Consider the following 26246-nt stretch of genomic DNA (forward strand, 5'->3'; position numbering starts at 1 on the left):
TCCTGGCTTCCGGATTTGTCTATGTGTTATTGTTAGGACATGTTCGCGCCTCGAGACACGACCGCCGGATGACCTCTCGCGCCACCGCCCCCGAGGTCCTGTCGCTCGGCCGTCTCGGCGTCGACATCTACCCGCTGCAGATCGGTGTCGGCCTCGAAGAGGTCTCGTCGTTCGGCAAGTTCCTCGGCGGAAGCGCGGCCAACGTCGCCGTCGCAGCCGCCCGCTACGGGCACGACGTCTCGCTCGTCTCGCGCGTCGGCGATGACCCGTTCGGCCGCTACCTCCGCGCCGAACTGGACCGCCTCTCGGTCGACCCGACGCTCGTCGCCGTCGACGGCACCTACAAGACGCCGCTCACCGTCTGCGAGATCTTCCCGCCCGACGACTTCCCGCTGTACTTCTACCGCGAACCGAAGGCGCCGGACCTCGAGGTGACGCCCGACCAGCTGCCGGACGACGTGCTGGTGGAGGCATCCATCTTCTGGCTCACGGTCACCGGCCTCAGCCAGGAGCCGAGCCGCTCCACCCACTTCGACGCCCTGCGTCGCCGCGGCCGCGCGCGCCACACCGTCCTCGACCTCGACTACCGGCCCATGTTCTGGCCCGACCCCGCCGAGGCGAGCGCGCAGGTGTCCGCCGCCCTCGAGCACGTGACGGTCGCCGTGGGCAACCGCGAGGAGTGCGAGGTCGCCGTCGGCGAGACCGACCCGATGCGGGCGGCCGACGCCCTGCTCGAGCGCGGCGTCGAGCTCGCGATCGTGAAGCAGGGACCCGAGGGCGTCCTCGCGAAGACCCGCACCGAGACCGTCGTCGCGCCGCCGCATCCCGTCGACGTGGTCAACGGGCTCGGCGCCGGGGACGCGTTCGGCGGTGCCCTCTGTCACGGCCTGCTGCTCGGCTGGGACTTGGAGCGGATCCTCCGCTTCGCGAATGCGGCCGGCGCCATCGTGGCGTCGCGCCTGGAATGTTCGACGGCGATGCCGACGACCGACGAGGTCGAGGCGATCCTGAGCGCGGGGAGCGCGACATGAGCGACCGAGTCATCAGCGAGGCCGCCTTCGCGCGTCTGCGCGAGCTGCGCGCCTTCGACCCCGAGGCGATCCGGCACGCTGTCGCGACCCGCACCCGGCGCCACCTCGACACCGGCGACGGCCGCCTCTTCATCGTCGCTGCGGATCACCCCGCCCGCGGTGCACTGGCCGTGGGGTCGGATGCCGCGGCCATGGCCGACCGCTACGAACTGATCGAGCGCCTCGCCATCGCGCTCAGCCGCCCCGGGGTCGACGGTGTCCTCGGCACCCCCGATGTGATCGACGACCTCGCCGCCCTGGGCCTGCTCGACGGCAAGATCGTCGTCGGCTCGATGAACCGCGGCGGCCTCCGGGGATCCTCCTTCGAGATGGACGACCGCTACGGCGCGTACGACGTGCCCTCGATGATCTCCGCGAACCTGGACTTCGCGAAGGTGCTCATGCGCATCAACCTCGAGGACCCGGCGACGGCCGCGACCCTCGAGGCGACGGCGCACGCCGTGACCGCGGCGGCGGGCGCCGGCATCCCGATCATGCTCGAGCCGTTCATGAGCTCGTGGCGAGACGGCCGCATCGTCAACGACCTGTCGACGGATGCCGTGGTCCTGTCGGTCGCGATCGCGTCGGGCCTCGGCGGGTCGAGCGCGTACACGTGGATGAAGCTGCCCGTCGTGCCCGACATGGAGCGGGTCATGGCGGCCACGACCCTCCCGACACTGCTTCTCGGCGGGGACTCGGGGGAGGACCCCGACACCACCTTCGCCTCATGGCAGGATGCCCTCGCGCTCCCCGGTGTCCGCGGACTCACCGTCGGCCGGACCCTCCTCTACCCGCCCGACGGCGACACCGCGGCTGCGGTCGACATCGCGGCCGGTCTCGTCCACTCCTCCCTCGTCACGAAGGAACACTCATGAGCACCCTCTCCACCCAGACCCGCGTCATCGGCCACTGGATCGGCGGCGCGCACCGTGCCTCGACGAGCGGGCGGACGGCTCCGGTGTACAACCCGGCGACGGGCGCGGTGCAGGCAGAGGTCGCCCTGGCCGACCAGGCCGAGATCGACGAGGCGATCGCCGCGGCCGAAGAGGGCTTCCGCGTGTGGTCCGCGTTCTCGATCGCGAAGCGTCAGGGCGTGCTCTTCGCGTTCCGCGAGCTGCTGAACGCACGCAAGGGCGAGCTGGCCGAGCTCATCACGAGCGAGCACGGCAAGGTCGTCTCCGACGCCATGGGCGAGATCCTCCGCGGCCAGGAGGTCGTCGAGCTCGCAACAGGGTTCCCGCACCTCATCAAGGGCGCGTACTCCGAGAACGCGTCGACCGGCGTCGACGTCTTCTCGATCAAACAGCCCCTCGGCGTCGTCGGCGTCATCTCGCCCTTCAACTTCCCCGTCATGGTGCCGCTCTGGTTCGCCCCGATCGCGATCGCAGCCGGCAACGCGGTCGTCCTCAAGCCCAGCGAGAAGGACCCGTCGGCCGCGCTCTGGCTCGCCGAGCTGTGGGCGGAGGCGGGCTTGCCGGCTGGCGTCTTCACGGTGCTGCAGGGCGACAAGCTCGCCGTCGACGGGCTGCTGCACAGCCCCGTCGTGCAGTCGATCTCGTTCGTCGGCTCGACTCCGATCGCGCAGTACATCTACGAGACCGCATCGCGCAACGGCAAGCGCGTGCAGGCCCTCGGCGGCGCGAAGAACCACATGCTCGTGCTCCCCGACGCCGACCTCGACCTCGTCGCCGACCAGGCGGTCAACGCGGGCTTCGGCGCGGCGGGCGAGCGGTGCATGGCGATCAGCGTCGTCCTCGCCGTCGAGCCGGTCGCCGACGAGCTGATCGCCAAGGTGAGCGAGCGCATCGCGAAGCTCCGTATCGGCAACGGCGCGGGCCAGGACGGCGTCGAGCCCGACATGGGGCCGCTCATCACCGACGTCCACCGCGACAAGGTGTCCTCCTACGTCGACATCGCCGAGGCCGACGGCGCGACGGTCGTCGTCGACGGCCGTGGGTTCACGGTCGACGGCCACGAGGACGGGTTCTTCTTCGGACCCACCCTCCTCGACCACGTCCCGACGACCTCCCGCGCCTACACGGAGGAGATCTTCGGACCCGTCCTCTCGGTCGTCCGCGTCGAGAGCTACGACGAGGGCCTCGCGCTCATCAACTCGGGCGAGTTCGGCAACGGCACCGCGATCTTCACCAACGACGGCGGCGCCGCGCGCCGGTTCCAGCACGAGGTGCAGGTCGGCATGATCGGCATCAACGTGCCGATCCCCGTCCCCGTCGCGTACCACTCGTTCGGCGGCTGGAAGAAGTCGCTGTTCGGCGACGCGAAAGCGTACGGTGTCCACGGGTTCGACTTCTTCACCCGTGAGAAGGCGATCACCAGCCGGTGGCTCGACCCCGCCACGCGTGCCCTCGGCGAGCACGGCGGCATCAACCTCGGCTTCCCCCAGAACACCTGATCGCACGCCGCCCGGCGGCGGCATCCCGAGAGCGCGAAGATGAGCATCGAGAACACCTGGTTCCACCGCCGCGGCGACCTCGCCGCAGACGGCTGGGAGAGCGTCGTCGACCGGGGCACCCCCGGCTGGCAGCACACCGGCATCCGTGTCGCCGACCTCGCGGACGGCGATGCCGTCGAGCTGGCCGAGACCGACGTCGAGCGCATCATCGTGCCGCTCGCGGGCTCGTTCGAGGTCGACCATGCAGACGGCGACGACAGTGCACGGACGACGCTGCAGGGTCGTCGGTCGGTCTTCGACGGCCCGACCGACGTGCTCTACCTGCCGGTCGGACGGACGGCGACGCTCACAGGACGCGGTCGCGTGGCCGTCGCGGAGGCCCCGGCATCCGTCCGCCTTCCGTGGCGCCACATCGCCGCGGCGGAGACCCCCGTCGAGCTGCGCGGCGCGGGATCGTCGAGCCGACAGGTGCACAACTTCGGGACGCCGCAGGCGCTGGATGCCGACCGCCTGATCGTCTGCGAAGTGATCACCCCGGCCGACAACTGGTCGTCGTACCCGCCGCACAAGCACGACGAGCATGTCCCGGGGCACGAGTCGCGCCTCGAGGAGATCTACTACTTCGAGTCGGCGCCGGTCGCGGGGTCGGCGGCCGCCGAGGACAGTGCCTTCGGGATGTTCAGCACCTACTCCTCGCCCGCGGGCGAAATCGACATCGCCGCGATGGTGCGGACGGGCGACATCGCCCTCGTGCCCTACGGCTACCACGGCCCCGCCGTCGCCGCGCCGGGCTACGACCTGTACTACCTGAACGTCATGGCCGGGCCCGACCCCGACCGGGCGTGGCTCATCAGCGACGACCCCGCGCACGCGTGGGTCCGCGACACCTGGACGGAGCAGGACGTCGATCCGCGGCTCCCGTACCCGACCGAGGAAGGCCGATCCTGATGGCAGAGACGAAGCGGATGACGGTCAGCCAGGCGCTCATCGAGTTCCTGGCCCACCAGTGGACGGTCGACGGCGACGTGCGCGAGCGCACGATCCCCGGGGTCTTCGGCATCTTCGGTCACGGCAACGTCGCCGGCATCGGCCAGGCGCTCACTCAGCTGAACGTCCACGATCCCGACCTCATGCCGTATCACCAGGCCCGCAACGAGCAGGCGATGGTGCACCAGGCCGTCGGCTACGCGCGGATGCACCGTCGCCGCGGCACGTATGCGGCCGCGGCATCCGTCGGTCCGGGCGCGGCCAACATGCTCACGGGAGCCGCGCTCGCCACGACCAACCGCCTTCCCGCGCTGCTCCTGCCGAGCGACACGTTCGCGACCCGCGTCGCCGACCCCGTGCTGCAGCAGCTCGAGCAGCCGTGGGACATCGGGCTCACGGTGAACGACGCGTTCCGCCCGCTCTCCAAGTTCTTCGACCGCGTGCAGCGCCCCGAGCAGCTCTACTCGATCGCGCTCGCCGCGATGCGGGTCCTCACCGACCCCGCCGAGACCGGAGCCGTCACGATCGCCCTCCCCGAGGACGTCCAGGCCGAGGCGCTCGATGTGCCCATCGAGTTCCTGCAGGACCGCGAGTGGCACATCCGCCGTCCGCTCCCCGAACGCGGACCTCTCGAGCGCGCGGTCGCCGCGATCCGCTCGGCGAAGACCCCGTTCATCGTGGCCGGCGGTGGGGTCATCTACTCCGAGGCGGAGGAGCAGCTCCGCGCGTTCGTCGAGGCCACCGGCATCCCCGTCGGCACGACCCAGGCCGGCGGCGGATCCCTCGCGTGGGACCACCCGCAGTACCTCGGCGGCGTCGGGGCGACGGGCTCGCTCGCGGCCAACCGCCTCGCGGCCGAGGCCGACGTCGTCATCGGGATCGGTACCCGCTACAGCGACTTCACCACCGCGTCGCGGACGGCCTTCCAGAACCCGGACGTCGTCTTCGTCAACATCAACGTCGCCGCCTTCGACGCCTACAAGCACGGCTCGGAGCTGCCCGTCATCGCCGATGCCCGCGAAGCGCTCGTCGCGCTCACGCGGGACCTCGAGGGCTTCCGCGTCACGGCCGACCACGCCGAGCGGATCGCCCGACAGAAGGCGGAGTGGGACGAGATCGTCGACCGCGCGTTCGCGCCGTCGGGTGCCGACCGCCCGGGGCAGCCCGAGATCATCCACGCCGTTCACGCCGCGACCGACCCACGCGACGTCATCGTGCAGGCGGCCGGATCACTGCCCGGCGACCTCCACAAGCTGTGGCGCGTGCGCGACCCCCTCGGCTACCACGTCGAATACGCGTTCTCGTGCATGGGCTACGAGATCGCCGGCGGGCTCGGTGCGAAGCGCGGGCTCGTCGCCGCGGGGGATGACCGCGACGTCGTCGTCATGGTGGGCGACGGGTCGTACCTGATGCTCAACAGCGAGCTCGTCACGGCGGTCGCCGAGGGCATCAAGATCATCGTGATCCTCATCCAGAACCACGGCTTCGCCTCGATCGGTCACCTCTCCGAGACGGTCGGGTCGCAGCGCTTCGGCACGCAGTACCGCACCTACGACCCCGCCGCGAAGAACTTCCAGGGTGGCGACGTCCTCCCCGTCGACCTCGCCATGAACGCGCGCAGCTACGGCCTCGACGTGGTCGAGATCGCGGAAGGACCGGATGCCGCGGCGAACCTGACTGCCGCCGTCGCCGCCGCGAAGGCATCCGATCGGTCGACGTTCATCCACATCAACAGCGATCCGCTCGTCTACGCACCCGACAACGCCGGGTGGTGGGACGTGCCCGTCCCGGAGGTGTCGTCCATCGAGTCCACGCAGCAGGCCCGCGAGGCCTACGTCGGCGAACGCGCCGCGCAGCGCCCCCTCCTCGGCGGAGGTCAGCGATGAAGGCGGTCGTCGCCGGCGCTCCGGTCAGCTTCGGTGTCTTCGAGCTCACCCCGGAGGGCGCCGAGACGATCTCGGCCGACGCGATGATGGCGGCGCTCGCCGAGGCGGACTACGCCGGCATCGACCTGGGCCCCCTCGGGTTCCTCGGTGAGGATGCCGCCCTCCGGGGCCGCCTCGAGCGGTTCGGCCTCGGGCTCGCCGGTGGTTGGGTCCAGCTGCCGTTCTCAGACGACGAGGCCTTCGCCGCCGCCCTGCCCGACCTGCGCGCAGCGCTCCGCCAGTTCTCGGCGGGTGCCGAGGCCGGCGCCGGCCCCCTGCCGCTTCCGACGCTCGCCGACGACGGGTCGTCGCTCCGCCGCGGTGCCCCGGGTCGCGGCGCCGAGGTCGACCGGCTCGACACGGATGCCTGGGGCCGCCTCACCGACAACGTCGCCCGCGCCGCGCGCATCGTCCGGGGCGCCGGCTTCGAGCCGACGTTCCACCACCACGCGGGGACCTTCGTCGAGTCGCCCGACGAGATCGACCGGTTCGTCGCCGACACCGACGTCGACCTCACCCTCGACACCGGTCACCTCTTCATCGCGGGCGGCGACCCGCTCGCCGCCGTCGAGCGCTGGGGCGACCGCATCAACCACCTGCACCTCAAGGACGTCGACCTCGCCGCGCTCCGACGGGTCCTCGCCGCAGGCGGGGGGATGCCGGAGGTCTGGTCGGGCGGCTCGTTCGTCGCCTTCGGCCAGGGCGACATCGACCTCGCGTCGGTGATGTCGGCCCTCGACGCCCGCAGCTATGAAGGCTGGGTCGTCGTCGAGCAGGACGTGCTCAACGGACCCGATGTCGCCCTCGACACCTTCGTCACCGCCCGCTCCGCCGATCAGATCACCAACCGCAACGCCCTGCGCGCGTGGGTGTGACCGCTTTCCCTCTCTCGACGAACAGGAACGACATGACCGCCACCCCCGTCCGCTTCGGACTCTTCGGCTCCGGACGCATCGGCCAGGTGCACGCCGCGAGCATCGCCGCATCCCCCGACGCCGAGCTGGCCTGGATCGCCGACCCGTTCATCGACGGCGCCGAGCGTCTGGCCGCCCAGTACGGCGGAAAGACCACGACCGATCCCGCCGAGGTGTTCGCCTCGGGTGAGGTCGACGCCGTGCTCGTCGCCTCGCCGACCCCGACGCACGTCGACCTGATCCGCGCCGCGGTGGAGGCCGGCATCCCCGTCCTCTGCGAGAAGCCGATCGATCTCGACATCGCCCGCGTCGAGGCGCTCCGTCCCGTGGTCGCCGCCGCCGGTGTGCCCGTCGCGCTCGGGTTCAACCGCCGGTTCGACCCCGGCTTCCACACGGCGCGTTCGCGCGTCGCTGCGGGCGAGATCGGCCGCCTCGAGCAGCTGACGATCATCAGCCGCGATCCGTCGGCGCCGCCGGCGTCGTACGTCGCCGTGTCGGGCGGCATCTTCCGCGACATGACGATCCACGACTTCGACATGGCGCGCTACTTCCTGCCCGACATCGTGCAGGTCACCGCCTTCGGCACGACGACCTTCGACGACGGCGCCCGCGAGCACGGCGACTTCGACACGACCACCGCCATCCTCAAATCCGCCTCGGGTGCGCTCGTCACGATCATCAACTCGCGCCACAGCACGACCGGGTACGACCAGCGCATCGAGGCCTACGGCAGCGACGGCGACCTGACCGTCGCCAACCAGGGCACGAGCCTCGTGAGCCTGTCGAACGCGAACGGTGTCGCCGCCGGTGCGCCGTTCGAGGCATCCATGGTCACGCGCTACACCCCTTCGTACCGGGCCGAGCTGGCGGAGTTCCTCAAGCTGGTGCGCGGCGAGGAGTCCGCGAGCCCGACGTTCGACGACGGCCGCGCCGCGCTGCTTTTGGCAGACGCGGCGCAGCGCTCGGCGACCGAGGGTGTGTCGGTCGCCGTCGACCTGACCTGACGTCGTAATGAGGTCCCGATCGGGCCGGGTGAGCGCACGCGTTTCCCGGCCGGATCGGGACCTCGCCGTCGCTGCCCCGTACGATCGACCCTCGTGAGGGATGCCGTCGACGACCGCCGCTCGTGGGTGTTCCCCGTCGTTGCCCTCGGGGCGGGACTCGCCCTGTTCGCCCTCGCCGTGGCGGTCGTCCTGGCGGCGTCCGACCTGGACATCTGGTCGATCCTGCTGGCTGTCGTCGGCGGATGGGCGCTCAGTGCCGCTTTCGTCGGCGCGGTCGAGCGTCTCGGTGCGGCGGGCCTGATCGTCCACGTCGTCGTCGCGATCGCGGCGGGAGCCGTGCTCGCCACCGTCGGCTCGTGGGGCGGCCCGCAGGGCACCCCGGTGCTGCGCGCCGTCGTCGTCGCCGGCGGGATCGCTCTCGCCCCGGCATCCGCGTGGATCTGGATCGCCCTCCTCGGACGCGTCCTCGGCCGCATCCGGGTCGGGCGGCGACCATCGCCGCCGTCGACTCTCGATTGGCGTGCTGCGCCGGCGGGAGGCGCCGCCGTGGAGGTCCGCGCGGTGTCGATGTCGATGCGTGGCCTCGCTGCGGGGATCGTCCTCGCGATCATCGCCGCCGCCGTCCCCGTCATCGCCGTGCTGATCGGCCTCTCGGACGTCTTCCCCCGGCTCGGGCCCCGCTCCCTCGTCGTCCTGGTCGCGCTTCCCTTCGCGGGGCTCGCCTACCTCGCTCTGTGGGCCGTCGTCCAGCGCCGGTCGGCGACATACACGATCACGTTCGGCGCCTCTGACGTGCGCATCGCGAACGCCGGGCGCGAGGAGCGGTTCGCCTACCGCGACATCGATCTGCTCCGCTGGCGCGAGCGCGGCGAGTACGCGCGCCTCGAGGTGCGGACCGCCACGACGGACCGCACTCTGCTCGTGGGACTCACCCGCACCCCCGCCCTGCCACCCCTGTCGCGGCGGACGGTCGGCCTGCTCGAGGCCGAGGGGCTCACCGCGCAGGTCTCGCGCGACCGCGCGCTCACGACCTACCGGCGCTGAGCCGCTGTCGAAGTCCCGTTCGGGCCGGGAATGCGCGCCCGTTTCCCGGCCCGATCGGGACCTCGCCCCTCCTCAGGCCTCGGACGGTACGGGATGCGGCTGCTCCCGCATGCCCCACGGCGAGCCGTAGCCCTCGGGCTTCGGCGCGGCGAGCAGCTCGAGGAACGGCTTCGCGTCGAACGCCTCGGGACCGAGCACGCCCGTCCCCGACCACGTGCCCCGGGCGAGCAGCTCGAACGCGATGACGGGGTTGATCGCCGTCTGCCAGACGACGGCCTGCGAGTTGTCCTCGCGCATCGTCTGCTCGTTGTCGGCCACGTGGTACAGGTACGTCGAGCGCGGCTGCCCGTCCTTGCCGGTTCCCGTCACCCACACGCCGGCGCACGTCTTGCCGCTCATCTTGTCGCCGATGGTGGCCGGGTCGGGGAGGGCCGCCGCCACGACGTCGCGCGGTGAGACCTGCACCCCCTTCACGGTCAGCGGGTCGGTCTTGTCGAGGCCGAGCTTGTTGAGCACCCGCAGCACCTCGATGAACTCGTCGCCGAGGCCGTACTTGAATGTCACGCGCTTGGCCTTGGTCCACCGCGGCATGAGGAGCACCTCCTCGTGCTCGACGTTGACGCACTCGACCGGGCCGATCCCGTCGGGGAAGTCGAACACCTCCGGCTCGCTGAAGGGCTCGGTGACGTACCAGCCCTTGCCCTCCTCATAGATCACGGGCGGGTTCAGGCACTCCTCGATCGTCGTCCAGATCGAGAACGACGGCGCGAAGTCGTACCCCGCGACGACGAGGTTCGCGCCGTCGCGCACGCCCAACTCGTCGATCTCGTCGAACAGCTCATCCTCCGCGTAGCGCGCGAAGACGTCCGACAGGCCCGGCTCGACGCCGATCCCGACGAGCGCCAGGCGCCCGGCATCCTGCCACTCCTGCTCCTTCGCGAACTGCGCGTCGCCGAGCTTGACGCCCACCTCCTCATACGGGCGATCCGGATGCCGCTGCGACAGGCTCATGGCCATGTCGAGGTACGTCGCCCCGGCCGCGAACGCGCCGTCGAAGATCGGCATGACGAACCGCGGGTCGACGGCGTTCAGCACGTGGGTGGCGGAGTGCTCGCGGAGGAGGGATGCCACGGACTCGGCGTTCGAGGCATCCACCTGCGCCGCGGCGAAGCGCTCGTCACCGAGCTCGTCCACGAGCGCCTGCGGACGGGCCGGGTCGTAGTCGGCGATGACGACGGTCTCGAAGAAGTCGCGGCGGCGGAGGATGCGGGCGGCGGCACTGCCGACACCGCCCGCGCCGATGATGAGGATGCGCATGCGGAGGGTTCCTTTCGGGCGGTCAGATGCCGCCGTCGATCGAACGGGGGAGCGAGCTGGTGTCGTCGGGGACGAGGACGGGGGTGTCGCGGTTGAGGCTCTCGCCGCGGAAGAACCGCTTGGCCCGAGGGAAGAAGAACCAGACGACCATGAGGACCGCGCCCAGCGCGAGCGCCCCGATGCCGACCACGAACGTCGAGCCGACCCCGAGCAGCGTGCCGTAGTAGCTGTAGTCGGGGGCGAGCATGTCGATCGCCGACTGGATGAACGCGTACGTCAGCATGAGCGCGCCGATGAGCGGGAACAGCCCCTTGAAGAAGAAGTCGCGCGCCGAGCGGAAGAGGTCGGCCCGGAAGTACCAGACGCACGCGTACCCCGTGATGGCGTAGTAGAAGGCGATCGCGAGGCCGAGGGAGAGGATCGTGTCCTGCAGGATCGCGTCGCTGATCGTCGTCATCACGACGTAGTAGACGATCGCGACGACGCCCATGACGAGCGTCGAGAACGACGGGGTCCGGTAGTCGGGGTGGACGTCCTTGAACTTCGCGGGCAGCGCCCGGTAGACGCCCATCGCGAGGGTGCCGCGGGCGGTCGGGAGGATCGTGGTCTGCGTCGACGACACGGCCGAGATGAGCACCGCCACCACCAGAAGCCACCCCCACGGACCGAGCAGTCCGTCGCGGATGCCGAGGAAGAAGTCGTCGGCGTTCTCGGGATTGCCGAGCCCGCCGCCCTCTTCGCCGATGCCCGCGTACATCATCGCGGCGATCGTGACTGAGACGTAGGTGACGAGCAGGAGCACGCAGGTGAGCAGGGCCGCCAGTCCCGGGATGCGCTTGGGGTCCTTCGTCTCCTCGTTGAGGGCGAGGCACGTGTCCCAGCCCCAGTAGATGAAGATCGCGAGCAGGATCGCCTCGACGAACCCGCCCCAGTCGCCGAAGGCGAACGGGTTCAGCCACTCCCAGCTGAACGGCGTCGCCGCCGGTGCGTCGCCGGCGAAGAACTGCGTCAGGGCGGCGATGACGAAGACGATGAGGGCGAGGTACTGGATGCCGAGCAGCACGTTCTGGATGCGCTCGCCGATCTCGACACCGCGCCACGAGATCCAGGTCATCGCCGCGATGAAAGCGACGGCGACGACGATGATGCGCCAGTCGTTCTGCTCCTCGAACTCCTGCCCGAGGAGCGCCCAGAAGTACACCGAGCCGACCTGGGCGAGGTTCGCGAGCACGATCATGCCGGCGATCGCGACGCCCCACCCGCCCATCCAGCCGACCCACGGCCCGAACGCCTTGGTCGCCCACGTGAACGCCGTCCCGCAGTCGGGGACGGCGTTGTTGAGCTCGCGGTAGGCGAAGGCGATGAGCAGCATCGGGATGAACGCGATCACGAACGCGATCGGCGCCTGCCCGCCGACGGCGAGGACGACGTAGCCGAGCGTCGCGACGAGCGAATAGACCGGCGCGGTCGAGGCGAGACCGATGACGGTCGAGCCCCAGAGGCCGAGCGTGCCGGCGGCGAGCCCCTTGCCGTCCGGCCGGGTCAGGTGAACGGGTGTCGTGGTCACGCGGGCCTCCTCAGAAACGCGAGCCGCTCCCGCGATCGGGTGCGGCCTGCGGCATCGGGAGCGTCGGGCCCTGCGGGAAAGTTGCCTCACAGTAGCACCGGGTTCCTCGCGGCACGAGACCCGATTTCAGGAGGCCCGAGGAGCCCGCCGTCGCGCCAGCCTGGCCACACCGGCGGCCCGCAGCCGGTCGGCGATGAGGATGCCGGCCCATGTCCCCACCACGCAGCTGACGGCGCAGAGGCCGATGAACAGCACCACGAGCAGCGGACTCATCGACCACAGGTCGAACGACTGGGCAGCGAGGATCGGATACCCGATGCCGATGGCCGCACCACCGGCGTAGTGCAGCCAGGTCGACCAGCGCCGGTAGAGCGTCACCAGGAACGGGAGCTCGGGGAAGAGCGACCAGAAGACGGTCGTCGCGACGGCCGAGATCGTCCAGAACGGAGTGAGGACGAGACCGGAGATCACTCCGACGAGCAGTCCAGCGAACGGGCGGTTGAGGAGGCGCAGCGCGATGACCGCCGGCATGACCCACAGGCCCGCGATAGCGACGCTCGCGAAGGGGACGGTGGCGAACAAGCCGAGCGACACCCACCATCCGACGGCGAGCACGATCCCCGAGGCGACACCGATCGCGGCGCACGTGAGCAGGTAGGCGGTGGTGATCTTTCCCATGTCAGTGTCCCGTCGTCGAGCGCCAGTAGCCGATGAAGCTGATCGCCGCCTTGTCGACGCCCTGCGCGACGAGGTGGCGGCGGGCGGAGGTCGGCAGGTGCTGCTCGCCGACGATGAAGTGGTGGGCGCCCGGGGCGGGGGCGTGGCGCTCGAGCGCGGCGAGGGCGAGGGAGCCGGGTGCGGCATCCGCGTCGCGCACGAGCCAGCGCACGTCGACGCCGGCCGGGGCGTCGAAGTCGAGTGCGTCCTCGGCGCTCGGCGCCTCGATCAGGGCGACGCCGGTGGCGGATGCCGGCAGCGAGGCGCAGATGCCGGCCACCGCGGGGGCGCCCGTCTCGTCGGCGACGAGCACGACGCGATCGACTCCGCGGGCGGGGTTGAACCCGAGGCCCTCGTCGATGATGACGACGCTCTCGCCCGGTTGCGCGCGCTCCGCCCATCCCGACGCTGGACCCGAGGCATCCCCCTGCCCGTGCAGGACGAAGTCGACATCGATCTCGGCGCCACGGGAAGCGGATGCCGGGCGGTACGCACGCACGGTGTAGTTGCGCATGACGGGGCGGACTCCCTCGGGGATGCGGAGGAACCGGAGGTAGCCCAGCAGCCCGTTCGCCTTGGCCGGGATGCGGTCGAGGCCCTCCTCGCCGCCGACGGGCAGGAACAGGCGGAACCACTGGTCGTAGCCGCGGAAGGTGAAGCGGTCGATCTCACCGCCGCCGAGGGTGACGCGCATCCAGTGCGGGGCGATGCGCTCGGTGCGCACGACGGTGAGATGCAGGAGCTCCTGCATCTCGGGCTTCACGAGTGCGCTGGCGCGGGCCATCGGCATCCTTTCATCACAGGGTCCAGGGAAAGAGGGCGATGAGAATCACGGCAGACGCGATCCACAGCGCGCCCGTGAAGACGGTGTCGCGCCGACGCCAGGGCAGGAGGTATCGCTCGGTGCGGTCCGGGTGGGCGCCGAACGCACGAGCGTCCATCGCGAGCGCGACGCGCTCGGCGTGACGGATCGCCCCTGCCAGCAGCGGCACGATGTAGCCCCACCACCGCGCGATCGCCGCGAACGGGCCGCGGCCGGCGTGCGCGCCCCGCACGCGGTGCGCCTGGCGGATGACCTCGAGCTCGTACCCGAAGCGCGGCACGAACCGGAAGGCAGCGAGGGCCGTGTAACCGATGCGATAGGGCACCCGCAACTGCTGAACGAGCGCGCGGACGAGGTCAGGTCCGGTCGTCGTGAGCCCGGCGACGAATCCGAGGGCGAGGATCGCGGCCAGCCGGAGCCCGGTCGCGAGTCCGATCTGGACTGCGCCGAGGTAGAGAGTCCAGTCGCCGACGGAGAGGAGCGGCGCCGACCGGTCGACCCGCGCGGGGTCGGCCCAGAGTGACAGTGCCAAGCCGACCACGGCGGCCCCGACCGGGACCGCGACGAACAGCAGTAGCGAGATACGGCCGGTCAGGCGCGCCCCCGCGAGCACAAGCACGTACGCCAGGCCGAGGAAGGCGGCCGGGGTCGCGAGGTCCCGCGCGAAGATCAGCAGCAGCATGGCGGGGAGCGGCCCGGCAAGCTTCGCCAACGGGCTCAGCTGTGCGAGGAATCCGCGTGAGGGTGCCTCGACGGCGTACGGATCGATCGTGGCGGTCACCGGAGCGCCGCCTCGAGGTCGTCGAGGCGGGTGACTCCGGCGAGGGACGGATGCCGCCTCACGCCGCGCAGTGCGGCGGCGAGCGGCGGGATGCGCAGGCCCGATCGGCGCAGCAGCGCCTCGTCAGCGAACACGTCCCGTGTGGGGGCGTCGGCGACGATGCGCCCGTCGCCGACGACGACCGTACGGGTCGCGTACTCCGAGACGAGCTGCATGTCGTGAGTGACGACGATGATTGTGGTGCCGTCGTCGTTGAGCCCCTGCAGTAGTCGCAGGAGCTCGTCGGCGCGGGCGCGGTCCTGCCCGAAGGTCGGTTCATCGAGCGTGAGGATCGGGGCGCCGCCGACCAGCGCGGTCCCCACCGACAGCCGCCGCTTCTGGCCACCCGAGAGCAGGAACGGATGGACGTCGGCCTTGCCTTCGAGCCCGAATCTCGTAAGGACCTCCATCGTCCGCTCGCGGATGGCCTCGTCCGTGAGGTGCCGACCGTGAAGCCCGTGAGCCAGCTCATCGAAGACCGTGTGTGCGATGAACTGGTGCTCGGGGTTCTGGAACACGAACCCGATGCGTCTCGAGAGGTCGCGGAGCGGGATGCGCGCGGCATCCGTCCCCGCCACCTGCACCGCGCCGCGTGGCGGCGGGATGACCCCCGCGATCGCCTGCAGCAGGCTCGTCTTTCCGGCCCCGTTCTCTCCGACGACCGCGACGAACTCGCCCGCGGTGATCGTGAGGTCGACGTCGTGGAGCACCTCGCGTCGGCCGCGGCGGAGGGTGAGCCCCCGCACCTCGATCACCGGGCGTGCAGAGTGCAGGTCTAGGCGCAGGTCGGTGGCCCGTTCCGGGCCGTCCGGCGCCGCTGAACCTGCACTGGGCACGGGAGGGGCGGTCGCCTCGAGCGTCTCGCGCAGTTCGGTCGGGGTCAGCGGAAGGCGGGGGAGGTTCCAGCCCGCTCGGCGCAGCGCGAGGGCTGCCGTCGCCGACACGGGGAGCCACACGCCGAGCGCGTGCAGTTCCTCGGCGCGCTCGCGGAGGACGTCGTCGACGGTGCCGTCGGCGATCGTGCGACCGTCGGCGTCGAGCACCACGACCCGGTCGGTGAGCGTGACGGCGGCGTCGAGGTTGTGCTCGACGAGGAGGATCGATCGCCCGTCCGCGACGACGGCGGCGAGAGCATCGTAGACATCCTCGATGCCGGCCGGATCGAGGTTGGCGGTCGGTTCATCGAGGACGAGCAGGTCGGAGCCGAGCGCCAGGGCGCTCGCGATGGCGAGACGCTGCTTGCCCCCACCTGACAGGCGGTCGGGGTTCTCGTGGCGCCTCTCCCACAGGCCCATCCGACGCAGCGCTGCCTCGGTGCGGGCGAGGACCTCGTCGACCGGGAGCCGCAGGTTCTCGGGGCCGAAGGCGACGTCGTCGAGGACGGTGCCCGTGATGAGCTGCGCGTCCGGGTCTTGGAAGACCATGCCCACGCGCGAAGCGAGCGTGGCCACGGGCGTCGTCGTCGCGTCGAGGCCCGCGACCGACACCGTGCCTGTCAGTTCGGCCGGCACTGCCTGGGGGATCAGCCCGTTCGTCGCGAGGGCGAGGGTGGACTTTCCCGATCCGCTCGGCCCGAGGAGGAGCACGACCTCACCCGGTGCGACTTCGAACGAGACGGATGCCGGTACCGCGGTGTGCGCGCCGTCGTGCACGATCGCGACATCGCGGACACGGAGGAGCGCCGGCGGCGTTCCCGGGGCGAGCGGGACGTCGGGCGCGCCGGGGTCGGCAGAGGTCACGGGAGTCCAAACGAGGGAGGGGTACTCCCAAGTTAGCCTACCCTTACCTACGGGTGACGGTCGGTCGTGCGACACCCGCCCGACGCAGACCCGAGCCCACGCCGAGGCCGGCGGCGGTCCAGGCGACGGGCCCGAAGATCGACACCACGAAGTACGCGATCTGCGCCCAGGTGGGGAGCACTGTGAGGTCGGCGGCGACCGCCACCACCCCGGCCACCACGACCCCGATGACGACAGCCGAGACGTAGAAGCGCCAGCGTCCCCAGACGCGGTAACGGGTGAGGGCAGCCACTCCCTCCTGAATGGCACCGAACAGCAGTGCGGTGCCGAGGAAGCGTCCGATCCAGGCCGGGTTCACGGAGCTCGCGACCAGCGCGGCCAGCACATGCGTCGTGAGGGCGACGAGGGGCATCCGGAAAACCTGCTGCGCGATGATGCCTGGCAACACGTGCGAGCCGAGCACGGCGCCGTACGCCCAGGGCGCCAGGGCGAGGACCGCGGGTGTCACGAGCCCGGCTACTCCGCCGAGGATGCCTGTGGCCACGCCGAGCGCCGCGCACACGAGCAGGACGCGCGTGGAGAGCAGGGGGATTCGGGCCACGGATCCAAGGCTATCCGCGGGCGAGCGGGGCCCGGGCCGTGCAAAACCGCGGGCGCCGAGTCAGGTGCGACGGCGCCGTTTCGTCAACCGCACGGTCGGCAGCGGCGGCGCGGGTATCCGCTCGTCGCCGTGCGTGACGACGTGTCCGAAACGCGGCGAGTCCGCCTCCCACTCGTCACGTGCGGCGACGATCTCCTCGTGGCTGCGCCCGACGAAGTTCCACCACATGACGATGTCGCTCTCGAACGGTTCGCCGCCGAGCACGAAGACCGTGACGTCGGTCGGTGCCTCGATCTCGATGACCTCTCGTGCGAGGCCCAGGTAGAGCAGGTCGTGGTCGCCGAGCGTCACGGACTCCTCGTCTCCGGCGTGGACGAGAGGAGCCCCGTCGACCCCGACGAGGGCGTGCTCCCACGCGGGGTTCAGTGGAATCCGCACCCGGGCCCCCGCGGGGATGAAGACCTCCGCGCCGACGATCGGCGTGTACATCGTGGCGGGAGAGTGGATGCCGGCGAGCTCGCCGACCACGACGACCGCCGCTGCGCCGTCGCCCAGGTCCACGACGGGAAGGTCGGTGTGTCTCTCGAAATCGGGCCCGCCGTGGCGGCGCGACTCGGGGAGCGCGACCCAGAGCTGGAGGGCGTCGGTGACGGTGGGCTCGTCGCCCATCGAGTACTCGGAGTGGGCGATGCCCGCCCCGCTGGTCATGATGTTCAGCTGCCCGCGCTTGATGACGACGTCGGAGCCGATCGTGTCGCGGTGGCGGGTCTCGCCCGCGAAGGGCCACGTGACGGTCTGCAGCCCGATGTGCGGGTGGGGTTCGACGCGCATCGTCGTCACCTGAGGGCCGAACCGATCGAGGAAGCACCAGGCGCCGACCATCGGCAGCTCGCGCTGCGGCAGGGCGCGGTGCACCTGCATGCCGCGGACGCCGCCGAGGGGGACTTCGCGCGCGGTCAGCAGCAGTGCGCGCGGGCCGTCACAGGATGCCGGGGCGTCGACGGTCTCGGTCGGGTCGGCGTCGAGGCGGGTCATCCCTCACTCCGCGTCGGGGGAGGCGACCGTGAGGCCGGGGACGTCGTGCTCCGAGAGGTAGCCCGCGACGAACGGGCACTCGGGGACGACCGTCGCGTGCCGGTCGGCGAGGTCCGACAGGGCGTCGGCGACGAGGGTCGAGCCGAGACCCTGACCCTTGTAGGCCGGGTCGATCTTGGTGTGGGGCATCACGGTGCGGCCCGCGTCGTCGGTCGTGAAGAGCGTGTAACCCGCCACCGCCCCGTCGACGTGGATCTCGTAGCGGTTCTTCTCATCGTTGCGCGTGACCGTCGGTGCGGCGTCGTGTGCCACAGGGACCCCCTCTGTCGTGTGGATCAACCGTAAGCGGCGTGACTGCCTTCCCGCCAGGACTGGACAGCGCGAGGTCCGACCGCTCGTCGCGCCGACCGTGCCGCTCGTCGCAGCGCCCATCGACCGCGCCCGGGGGAGCGGCATCCGTCTTCCTACCCTGACGTGTACGCAAAGACGCGCCCGAAGGAGTCGCCCATGTCTGCACCGTCGCGCCGTGGCAAGGCCGCCACGCTCGAACCCGATCCCTCCCTTCCCCCCGTCGCCCTCACCGAGGAGCAGAAGACCAAGGACGGCCGCTGGACGCCGCTGAAGATCGTCGTCTGGGCGCTCATCGCCCTCGCCGGTGGTCTCGGCTGGACGATGCTCGCGATCGTCCGCGGTGAGACCGTCAACGCGATCTGGTTCGTGTTCGCCGCCGTCGCGACGTACCTGATCGGCTACCGCTTCTATTCGAAGGTCATCGAGAAGCATCTGCTGCGCCCCGACGACCGTCGGGCCACCCCGGCAGAGGTGAAGCAGGATGGCAAGGACTACGTCCCCACCGACCGTCGCGTCCTCTACGGCCACCACTTCGCCGCCATCGCCGGTGCCGGCCCGCTCGTCGGTCCCGTGCTCGCGGCGCAGATGGGCTTCCTCCCCGGCACCATCTGGATCATCGTCGGCGTCGTGCTCGCGGGCGCCGTGCAGGACTACACCGTCCTGTTCTTCTCGATGCGCCGCGGTGGCCGGACGATCGGTCAGATGGCCCGCCAGGAGCTCGGCCGCATCGGCGGCACCGCCGCGATCGTCGCGTCGCTGCTGATCATGCTGATCATCGTCGCGATCCTCGCCCTCGTCGTCGTCAACGCGCTCGGCGAGAGCCCGTGGGGCGTCTTCTCGGTGTCGATGACGATCCCGATCGCCCTGTTCATGGGCTTGTACCTGCGGTACCTCCGCCCCGGCAAGGTCACCGAGGTCTCGATCATCGGCTTCGTCCTGCTGATCGCGGCGATCGTCGCCGGCGGCTGGGTCGCCGAGACCGCGTGGGGTCAGGAGTTCCTGCACCTCGACCGCAGCGTCATCGCGTGGGGCATCATCATCTACGGCTTCATCGCCGCGGTCCTCCCCGTCTGGCTGCTGCTGGCACCCCGCGACTACCTGTCGACGTTCATGAAGATCGGTGTCATCGTGATGCTGGCCGGGGCGATCGTCCTCGTCCGTCCCGAGATCACCGTCCCCGCCGTCACCGACTTCGCGATCGCAGGAACCGGGCCGGTGTTCGCAGGTCCCCTGTTCCCGTTCCTGTTCGTGACGATCGCGTGCGGTGCCCTCTCGGGCTTCCACGCGCTCATCGCGTCGGGCACGACCCCCAAGCTCGTCGAGAAGGAGCGCCAGACGCGCTTCATCGGCTACGGCGGCATGATCATGGAGTCCTTCGTCGCGATCATGGCCCTCGTCGCCGCGATCTCGATCGACCAGGGCATCTACTACGCGATGAACGCATCGGCGGCCTCGACGATGGGCACGGTGGAGGGCGCGGTCGCGTTCGTGAACTCGCTCGGCATCACCGGGGTGAACCTCACCCCCGACATGCTGACGAGCACCGCGGCGGCGGTCGGCGAGGAGTCGATCGTCTCGCGTACCGGTGGTGCGCCGACCCTCGCGCTCGGTCTCGCGCACATCATGCAGCAGGCCCTCGGCGGCCAGGCGATGATGGCGTTCTGGTACCACTTCGCGATCATGTTCGAGGCGCTGTTCATCCTCACGGCGGTGGATGCCGGGACCCGCGTCGCGCGCTTCATGCTGCAGGACTCGATCGGCCACTGGGTCCCCAAGTTCCGCGACGTCTCGTGGCGTCCGGGCGTCTGGATCACGACGGCGATCATGGTCGCCGGCTGGGGAGCGATCCTCATCCTCGGCGTCACCGACCCCCTCGGCGGCATCAACACGTTCTTCCCGCTCTTCGGCATCGCCAACCAGCTGCTCGCCGCGATCGCGCTCGCCGTGGTCCTCGCGATCATCGCGAAGCGCGGCCCGTCGTACGTCCGGTGGCTGTGGATCGTCGCCCTGCCGCTCGCGTTCGCGGCGGTCGTGACGATCACCGCGTCGGCGTACAAGATCTTCTCGCCGAACCCGGCGATCGGATACTGGTCGAACCACTTCCGCTACCGCGACGCGCTCGCTCAGGGCGACACGACGCTCGGCGAGCCGGCGGTCATGGAGGCCGTTATCCGCAACACCTTCGTGCAGGGCACCCTGTCGATCGTGTTCGTGACCCTCGCGATCATCGTGATCATCGCCGCCGTGTGCGTCACGATCGCCGCGATCCGCCGTGGCGGTGGCGAGAACCACGAGGACGAGGCGGTGCCCTCGCGCCGCTTCGCTCCCGCCGGGTTCATCGGCACGGCTGCCGAGCGCGAGCTCGAGAAGCAGTGGGAGCCGATCCTCGCCGACGAGCGCACCGCGAACAGGCACTGACATGAGTACACGGACGGATGCCGCGGTCTCGCCGATGCGGGCGATGCTCGACCTCGTGCTGCGGGCGGGTCGCGGCATCCGCTGGTACGTGACGACCCTCATGGGCGACACGGCGTACGCGACGTACGTCGCGCACCACCGCCGGGTGCACCCGGATGAGGAGCCCATGACCGAGCGGCAGTTCTGGCGTCAGAAGATGGACGACCAGGACCGCAACCCGGGCGCCCGCTGCTGCTGACGCCCGCGATCTAGGCTCGTCGCATGACCGATGCCGTCGTCCTCGCCGCTCTGCTCGGCGTGGTCGGCGGCATCGTGCTGTCCGCCCTGCTGCTCCTCGCCCGCCGCTACGCCCGGGGCGCGGGAGGGCTCGGCAGCGAGGCCGAGGAGGCCACGTACCGGGCCCTCCACCAGGCGAGCCTCGCGGCGCCCTACCTGCGCGGCGGGCTCGCAACCCCCGACGTCGCGCGCGCCGCGCGGCACCTGCGGGCCGTGCTCGGCAGCCCCGCCGTCATGCTCGTGGTCGGCGACGTCGTCGTCGCCCGAGACGGACAGACCGAGGGACTGGAGGCTGCGGCGCACCGCATCGCGGCGCAGGTCGCCGAGACCGGCAAGCGCCGCGTCTTCCCGCGCGCCGAGGGCGGGGACGGGCTCGAAGCCGTCGGCGCGCCGATCCGTGTGGACGGCGCCGTCGCGGGCGTGCTGGTCGCCTTCGCCGCCCCCGTGCGGGCCGCGCTCGTCCGCGCGGCGGGGGAGGTCGCCGAGTGGTGCGCCGCGCAGGCGACGCTCGGGGAGTTGGATGCCTCGCGCGCTGCACTCGCCGAAGCCGACCTGCGTGCGCTCCGGCAGCAGATCTCGCCGCACTTCATCTACAACGCGCTCACCGCGATCGCTTCGTTCATCACGACCGATCCGCCGCGCGCACGCGAGCTGGTGCTGGAGTTCGCCGACTTCACGCGGTATTCGTTCCGGCGCCAGGGGGAGTTCACGACGCTGGCGGAAGAGCTCCGCAGCATCCACTCCTATCTCGAACTCGAGCGGGCGCGCTTCGGCGACCGCCTCACCGTGACGCTGCGGATCTCGCCCGAGACGCTGTCCACCGTCATCCCGTTCCTGTCGGTGCAGCCGCTCGTCGAGAACGCCGTCCGACACGGGCTCGAGCCGGGGGAGGGCGGGGGGACGATCCTCATCGCCTCGGAGGATGCCGCGACCCACACCGAGATCACGGTCGAGGACGACGGCGCGGGCATGGACCCGGACGAGCTGCACGCGCTCCTGACGCGTGCCGGCGATGCGGCGAACGTGGGCCTGCGGAACGTCGACACCCGGCTCCGGCAGCTCTACGGAGCCGAGGGCGGACTCGTCGTCGAGACGAACACGGGCGCCGGTACCCTCGTGCGCATGCGGATCCCGAAATCGCAGCCGCACCACCTGACGCGAGGCGAGGAGTGAGCGTCGTGATCGACGTCCTGGTCGCCGACGACGAGAAGCCCGCGCTCGACGAGCTCGCCTTCCTGCTGCGCGGCGACGACCGCATCGGAGAGGTGCTCACGGCGTCGTCGGGAGCCGAGGCGCTGCGCCTGCTCACCGAGAGGCCGGTCGCGGCGGCTTTCCTCGACATCCACATGCCCGGGCTCTCGGGTCTCGACCTCGCGACCGCGCTGAGCGCGCTGGCGTCCCCGCCGGCTGTCGTCTTCGTGACCGCGGACGACGCGCACGCCGTCGACGCGTTCGAGCTGCGCGCGCTCGACTACCTGCTGAAGCCCGTGCGCCTCGAACGGCTGCGCCGCGCCGTCGACCGCATCGCGCAGAACGACCGTCCCACCGAGTCCGACGAGGTGCTGCCCGTCACCGTCGGCTCCGCCGTGCGGTTCGTGCACCGCCGCGACGTCCGCTGGGTGCGCGCCGAGGGCGACTACACCCGCCTGCACACCGACGGCGACTCCGGGCACCTCGTCCGCATCCCGATCTCGGAACTCGAGTCCCGGTGGGCGGATGCCGGTTTCGTCCGGATCCATCGCTCGTTCCTCGTGCGCGCGGCATCCGTCACCGAGGTCCGACTCGCGGGAGCGGAACCGGCCGTCTGGGTCGGCGAGACCGCGCTGCCGGTGAGCCGGCGCCTGCTCCCGGCCGTCCGTGACGCCCTCGTCGGCCGGAGCGGGTCGTGAGCGCTCAGCGTGTGCGTGTCACCGCCGGGGCGGGGCGTCCGGGGGCGCCGACCCGCGGCATCGCGCTGCCGGGCACGCCCGTCGACGATGCCGAGGCCGCGTACGCGAGAGCGCTCCGCCGCTCGCAGCTGCGGCTGGCCGTGGGGACCGTCCTCGGGTTCGTGACCGTCGCCGCCGTCCTGCTCGCGGTGCTGGCGCTCGTTCCCGAGCTCGACGAGATCGCGCTGCTCGGCGTTCCGCTGTCGTGGTTGCTGCACGCGTTCGGGTTCTACCCCGTGATCGCCGGGTTCGCGATCCTCTACGTCCGCGGCGCCAACCGCAACGAGCGGCGCTGGCGGGCGCTCCGGGACGAGGAGGCGTGAACGCGCTGCTCGACCTCGTCGCGGTCGCGGCCGTCGTCGGCGCGACGGTCCTCATCGGCGCGTACGGCCTGCGGATCTCGCGGACCACGAGCGACTTCTTCGTGGCATCCCGCACCGTCAGGCCCGTCTGGAACGCCTCTGCGATCAGCGGGGAGTACCTCTCGGCCGGGACTTTCCTCGGCCTGTCGGGACTCGTCCTGCTGAGCGGTGCCGAGGGGTTCTGGTTCCCCATCGGGTACGCCGCCGGCTACCTGCTCGTGCTGCTGTTCGTCGCGGCGCCGCTGCGTCGGAGCGGTGCCTACACGATCCCCGACTTCATCGAGGCGCGGCTCGAGTCCCGGGCGTCCCGGAGGGTGACGAGCGCCGCGTGCCTGCTCATCGGCTGGCTGTACATCGTGCCGCAGCTCCACGGCGCCGGCATCACGCTGCAGGTCGTGGCCGACGTCCCGCCGTGGGTCGGCGCCGTGCTCGTGGCGGTCCTGGTCGCAGCCGCCGCCGCGGCCGGCGGCATGCGGGCGATCACCTACGTGCAGGCGTTCCAGTACTGGCTCAAACTCACGGCGCTGCTCGTGCCCGCCGTGCTCATCGTGTTCGCGGTCGGCGGGGGTGCGCGCGAGATCGACCCGCTCGTAGTCTTCCCCGCCGAGGCCGGGCCCTCGGGGCTCGACGCCTACGCCGCGGGATCGCTGCTGCTCGCACTGCTCCTCGGCACGATGGGCCTTCCTCACGTGCTCGTGCGGTTCTACACGAGCCCCACGGGCGGGTCGGCGCGGCGGACCACGGTGCTCGTCATCGTGATGGTCAGCGCCTTCTACGCCGTGTCGAGCGTGATCGGGCTGCTCGCGCGGGTCGTCGCCCCCGATCTCGCCCAGCCGGACGTCGCCGACACCGTCGCACTCGTCCTGCCCGCGCGAGTGTTCCCCGGTCTCGCGGGGGAGCTCCTCACCGCGCTCGTCGTCGCGGGCGCGTTCGCCGCGTTCCTCGCGACCTCGGCGGGCCTCACGGTGTCGCTCGCCGGTGTCATCAGCCAGGACGTGTTCTCGGGATCGGTCCGCTCCTTCCGGCTGTCGGCCGTCCTCGTCGCCCTCGTGCCGCTCGCCATCGCCCTGCTGACCCAGCCGGCAGGACTCGTGGCCTCGGTCGGCGTCGTCTTCGTGTTCGCGGCATCCGCTCTGTCCCCCGTCCTGCTGCTGTCGATCTGGTGGTCGCGGCTGACGGCGCGCGGCGCGGTGGCGGGCATGGTGACCGGTGCGGTCGCGTGCGGCCTCGCGTTCGTCGTGCACGCGGCGGTCGGCGGAGTCGGCGTCGCCGCTCCGCTGCTTGCGCAGCCCGCCGCGTGGACCATCCCGCTGGCCACCGTCGTCACGGTCGTCGTCTCGCTCACCGACCGCGCCGGCGCACCCGTGCGAGCCGCCGCCTACCTCGCGAGACTGCACACGCCCGGGCGCGGCTGAGGCGCGCGTGTAGGCGAGGGCGCGTGTCGGGCGATCCGGTGCGCCTCTCCACGCGTTCGGTAGCCCCGCTGCCACGCATTCGGTAGCCCGCGCTGCCACGCGTTCGGTATTCAGTCTCGGTGCCGACCTGTGACGGGTGGATGCCCGAAATGCGGTGCGGCGCGGCCTTATGAGCATCCGCCGAGACTGAATACGGAACACCGAGCCCGGCGCACAACGGCCGGTGCAGGCGCAGAATGTCTGTGTGCGTCGGAGGAGATGGTCCGTACTCGCCACCGTGATGGCCGCGTCGATCCTTGCAGGGTGTGCCGCCTCTCCCACGGGGTCCTCGTCGCCGTCCGTCGCACCCTCCCCCGGGACGTCGCCATCGGCGCCCTCTCCCGCCACGTCGCCCTCGGCGGTTCCATCGCCGTCCCGGACGCCGGACCCGATCGACGCGCTCTCGCTCGAGCAGCGCGTCGGCCAGCTCTTCATGGTCGGGACCCCCGCGACCACGGCGTCGCCGACGACCCTGGCCGCCGTCCGCGACCGGCACGCCGGCGGCATCTTCCTGAGCGGGCGATCGCACGCGGGCGTCTCCGGCACGTCGGAGCTGGTCGCACGGTTCACGGCACTCGACCATCCCGAGGGGGCTCCGCTCTGGGTCGCGACCGACCAGGAGGGCGGCGAGGTCCAGGTGCTGCGCGGGCCGGGGTTCGATGCGATGCCCTACGGCATCCGCCAGGCCGACCTGCCGTCCGAGCAGCTGCAGGCGAGGGCCGAGGCATGGGGGCGCGAGCTCGCCGACGCGGGAGTGAACCTCGATCTCGCCCCCGTCGCCGACATCGTCACGAGCGAGGCGACCCGCTTCGACAACCCGCCGATCGGCGGGTACGGCCGCCAGTACGGCTACGACGCATCGACCGTCGCCGACAAGGCGGGTGCCTTCGCCGAGGGGATGCGGGATGCCGGCATCCTCCCCACGTTCAAGCACTTCCCGGGCCTCGGCCACGTGTCCGCGAACACCGACACGACGGCCGACGTCGTCGACAGGGCGGTGACGCCGGACGGTCCGGACGTCGACCTCTACCGGCCGCTCACTGCGGCGGGTCCGTCGGCGGTGATGGTCTCGTCGGCGATCTACGACCGGATCGACGGATCCACCCCGGCGGTGTTCTCGCCGAAGGTCGTGGGACTCCTGCGGAGCGAGGTCGGCTTCGACGGTGTGGTGTTCTCGGACGACCTCTCGGGCGCGGTGGCCGTGTCGGCCTGGTCGCCCGCCGACCGCGCCGTGAGGGCGATCTCGGCCGGCGTCGACGTGGTGCTCGTCTCGGCGAAGCCGTCGGTGTTCCCCGCGATGTACGACGCGGTGCTCGCGAAGGCGAAGGCCGACCCGCAGTTCGCCGCTCAGGTCGACGCCGCCGCCGCTCGCGTGCTCGCGGCGAAGGCCGACATGCCCTGACGCACTCGGCCCTGTGCCGAGTGCAGGGCGAGACGCCCCTGCGGAGCCGTTCGAGGGCGTGCGGGGTCGATCGGACCTG

General features: G+C 71.2%; 24 protein-coding genes. 15 read left to right on the top strand and 9 right to left on the bottom strand.

What is annotated here, in order from left to right:
• Positions 1-68 precede the first annotated feature (68 nt).
• The 8 genes from iolC (at position 69) to MRBLMI1x_RS03385 (ending at position 9357) form a co-directional block, all read left to right on the top strand.
• The gene (gene iolC, locus MRBLMI1x_RS03350; protein ID WP_018187940.1) at positions 69-1031 is read left to right on the top strand and encodes a 5-dehydro-2-deoxygluconokinase; all 963 of its coding nucleotides are present in this window, start codon (positions 69-71) and stop codon (positions 1029-1031) included.
• A complete protein-coding gene (locus MRBLMI1x_RS03355; protein ID WP_018187941.1) occupies positions 1028-1945 on the top strand; it encodes a Cgl0159 family (beta/alpha)8-fold protein in 918 nt (305 codons plus the stop codon). Before iolC ends, MRBLMI1x_RS03355 begins: the two co-directional genes overlap by 4 nt.
• A complete protein-coding gene (locus tag MRBLMI1x_RS03360) occupies positions 1942-3483 on the top strand; it encodes a CoA-acylating methylmalonate-semialdehyde dehydrogenase (RefSeq protein ID WP_018187942.1) in 1542 nt (513 codons plus the stop codon). Before MRBLMI1x_RS03355 ends, MRBLMI1x_RS03360 begins: the two co-directional genes overlap by 4 nt.
• 39 nt (positions 3484-3522) lie before the next feature.
• Positions 3523-4431 carry a 5-deoxy-glucuronate isomerase gene (gene iolB, locus MRBLMI1x_RS03365; protein WP_363456026.1) on the top strand — a complete coding sequence of 303 codons (909 nt, stop codon included), beginning with the start codon at positions 3523-3525 and terminating at the stop codon, positions 4429-4431.
• On the top strand, positions 4431-6356 hold the full coding sequence (gene iolD, locus MRBLMI1x_RS03370) for a 3D-(3,5/4)-trihydroxycyclohexane-1,2-dione acylhydrolase (decyclizing) (protein ID WP_363456029.1): 1926 nt from the start codon (positions 4431-4433) through the stop codon (positions 6354-6356). The genes iolB and iolD overlap by 1 nt, the downstream gene beginning before the upstream one ends.
• Positions 6353-7270, top strand: a complete 918-nt coding sequence (locus tag MRBLMI1x_RS03375; RefSeq protein WP_363456032.1) for a sugar phosphate isomerase/epimerase family protein — start codon at positions 6353-6355, stop codon at positions 7268-7270. Before iolD ends, MRBLMI1x_RS03375 begins: the two co-directional genes overlap by 4 nt.
• A gap of 32 nt (positions 7271-7302) precedes the next feature.
• Complete coding sequence (gene iolG / locus MRBLMI1x_RS03380) at positions 7303-8313, top strand: inositol 2-dehydrogenase (RefSeq protein ID WP_020097700.1); 1011 nt, start codon at positions 7303-7305, stop codon at positions 8311-8313.
• A gap of 93 nt (positions 8314-8406) precedes the next feature.
• Positions 8407-9357: a hypothetical protein gene (locus tag MRBLMI1x_RS03385; protein WP_363456036.1), complete on the top strand. Its 951-nt coding sequence runs from the start codon at positions 8407-8409 to the stop codon at positions 9355-9357.
• A gap of 72 nt (positions 9358-9429) precedes the next feature.
• Here the strand turns inward: MRBLMI1x_RS03385 and MRBLMI1x_RS03390 are convergent, their stop codons facing one another.
• The 9 genes from MRBLMI1x_RS03390 to MRBLMI1x_RS03430 form a co-directional block, all read right to left on the bottom strand.
• Positions 9430-10674, bottom strand: a complete 1245-nt coding sequence (locus MRBLMI1x_RS03390; protein WP_363456039.1) for a saccharopine dehydrogenase family protein — start codon at positions 10672-10674, stop codon at positions 9430-9432.
• 22 nt (positions 10675-10696) lie between these two features.
• Positions 10697-12241: an APC family permease gene (locus tag MRBLMI1x_RS03395; protein WP_020097703.1), complete on the bottom strand. Its 1545-nt coding sequence runs from the start codon at positions 12239-12241 to the stop codon at positions 10697-10699.
• 126 nt (positions 12242-12367) lie between these two features.
• Positions 12368-12919 (bottom strand): ECF transporter S component, encoded by a 552-nt coding sequence (locus MRBLMI1x_RS03400; protein WP_363456042.1) that lies wholly within the window; start codon positions 12917-12919, stop codon positions 12368-12370.
• Between the two features lies 1 nt (position 12920).
• Positions 12921-13742, bottom strand: a complete 822-nt coding sequence (locus tag MRBLMI1x_RS03405) for a siderophore-interacting protein (RefSeq protein ID WP_018187951.1) — start codon at positions 13740-13742, stop codon at positions 12921-12923.
• 13 nt (positions 13743-13755) lie between these two features.
• The gene (locus tag MRBLMI1x_RS03410) at positions 13756-14562 is read right to left on the bottom strand and encodes an energy-coupling factor transporter transmembrane component T family protein (RefSeq protein WP_363456046.1); all 807 of its coding nucleotides are present in this window, start codon (positions 14560-14562) and stop codon (positions 13756-13758) included.
• Entirely contained in the window at positions 14559-16340 is a 1782-nt protein-coding gene (locus tag MRBLMI1x_RS03415) for an ABC transporter ATP-binding protein (protein ID WP_363456049.1), read from the bottom strand. The genes MRBLMI1x_RS03410 and MRBLMI1x_RS03415 overlap by 4 nt, the downstream gene beginning before the upstream one ends.
• Positions 16341-16383: 43 nt before the next feature.
• The gene (locus MRBLMI1x_RS03420) at positions 16384-16941 is read right to left on the bottom strand and encodes an ECF transporter S component (RefSeq protein ID WP_018187954.1); all 558 of its coding nucleotides are present in this window, start codon (positions 16939-16941) and stop codon (positions 16384-16386) included.
• Positions 16942-17001: 60 nt separating this feature from the next.
• Positions 17002-17976 (bottom strand): pirin family protein, encoded by a 975-nt coding sequence (locus MRBLMI1x_RS03425; protein ID WP_018187955.1) that lies wholly within the window; start codon positions 17974-17976, stop codon positions 17002-17004.
• 3 nt (positions 17977-17979) lie between these two features.
• Positions 17980-18288, bottom strand: coding sequence for a GNAT family N-acetyltransferase (locus MRBLMI1x_RS03430; protein ID WP_018187956.1), 309 nt, complete (start codon positions 18286-18288; stop codon positions 17980-17982).
• Between the two features lie 195 nt (positions 18289-18483).
• Here MRBLMI1x_RS03430 and MRBLMI1x_RS03435 point away from each other — a divergent pair, with 195 nt between their 5' ends.
• The 7 genes from MRBLMI1x_RS03435 (at position 18484) to MRBLMI1x_RS03465 (ending at position 26167) form a co-directional block, all read left to right on the top strand.
• Entirely contained in the window at positions 18484-20745 is a 2262-nt protein-coding gene (locus MRBLMI1x_RS03435; protein ID WP_018187957.1) for a carbon starvation CstA family protein, read from the top strand.
• Between the two features lies 1 nt (position 20746).
• The gene (locus tag MRBLMI1x_RS03440; RefSeq protein ID WP_196800634.1) at positions 20747-20983 is read left to right on the top strand and encodes a YbdD/YjiX family protein; all 237 of its coding nucleotides are present in this window, start codon (positions 20747-20749) and stop codon (positions 20981-20983) included.
• A gap of 23 nt (positions 20984-21006) precedes the next feature.
• Complete coding sequence (locus MRBLMI1x_RS03445) at positions 21007-22194, top strand: sensor histidine kinase (protein WP_363456056.1); 1188 nt, start codon at positions 21007-21009, stop codon at positions 22192-22194.
• On the top strand, positions 22191-22910 hold the full coding sequence (locus MRBLMI1x_RS03450; protein ID WP_363456059.1) for a LytR/AlgR family response regulator transcription factor: 720 nt from the start codon (positions 22191-22193) through the stop codon (positions 22908-22910). The genes MRBLMI1x_RS03445 and MRBLMI1x_RS03450 overlap by 4 nt, the downstream gene beginning before the upstream one ends.
• Positions 22907-23272, top strand: a complete 366-nt coding sequence (locus MRBLMI1x_RS03455) for a hypothetical protein (RefSeq protein ID WP_018187961.1) — start codon at positions 22907-22909, stop codon at positions 23270-23272. The genes MRBLMI1x_RS03450 and MRBLMI1x_RS03455 overlap by 4 nt, the downstream gene beginning before the upstream one ends.
• Positions 23269-24726: a cation acetate symporter gene (locus MRBLMI1x_RS03460; protein WP_363456063.1), complete on the top strand. Its 1458-nt coding sequence runs from the start codon at positions 23269-23271 to the stop codon at positions 24724-24726. Before MRBLMI1x_RS03455 ends, MRBLMI1x_RS03460 begins: the two co-directional genes overlap by 4 nt.
• 280 nt (positions 24727-25006) lie before the next feature.
• Positions 25007-26167 carry a glycoside hydrolase family 3 N-terminal domain-containing protein gene (locus MRBLMI1x_RS03465; protein ID WP_363456066.1) on the top strand — a complete coding sequence of 387 codons (1161 nt, stop codon included), beginning with the start codon at positions 25007-25009 and terminating at the stop codon, positions 26165-26167.
• Positions 26168-26246: the final 79 nt, after the last annotated feature.

This window comes from Microbacterium sp. LMI1x-1-1.1, assembly GCF_040676205.1.
GTDB classification, from domain to species: Bacteria; Actinomycetota; Actinomycetes; order Actinomycetales; family Microbacteriaceae; genus Microbacterium; species Microbacterium aquilitoris.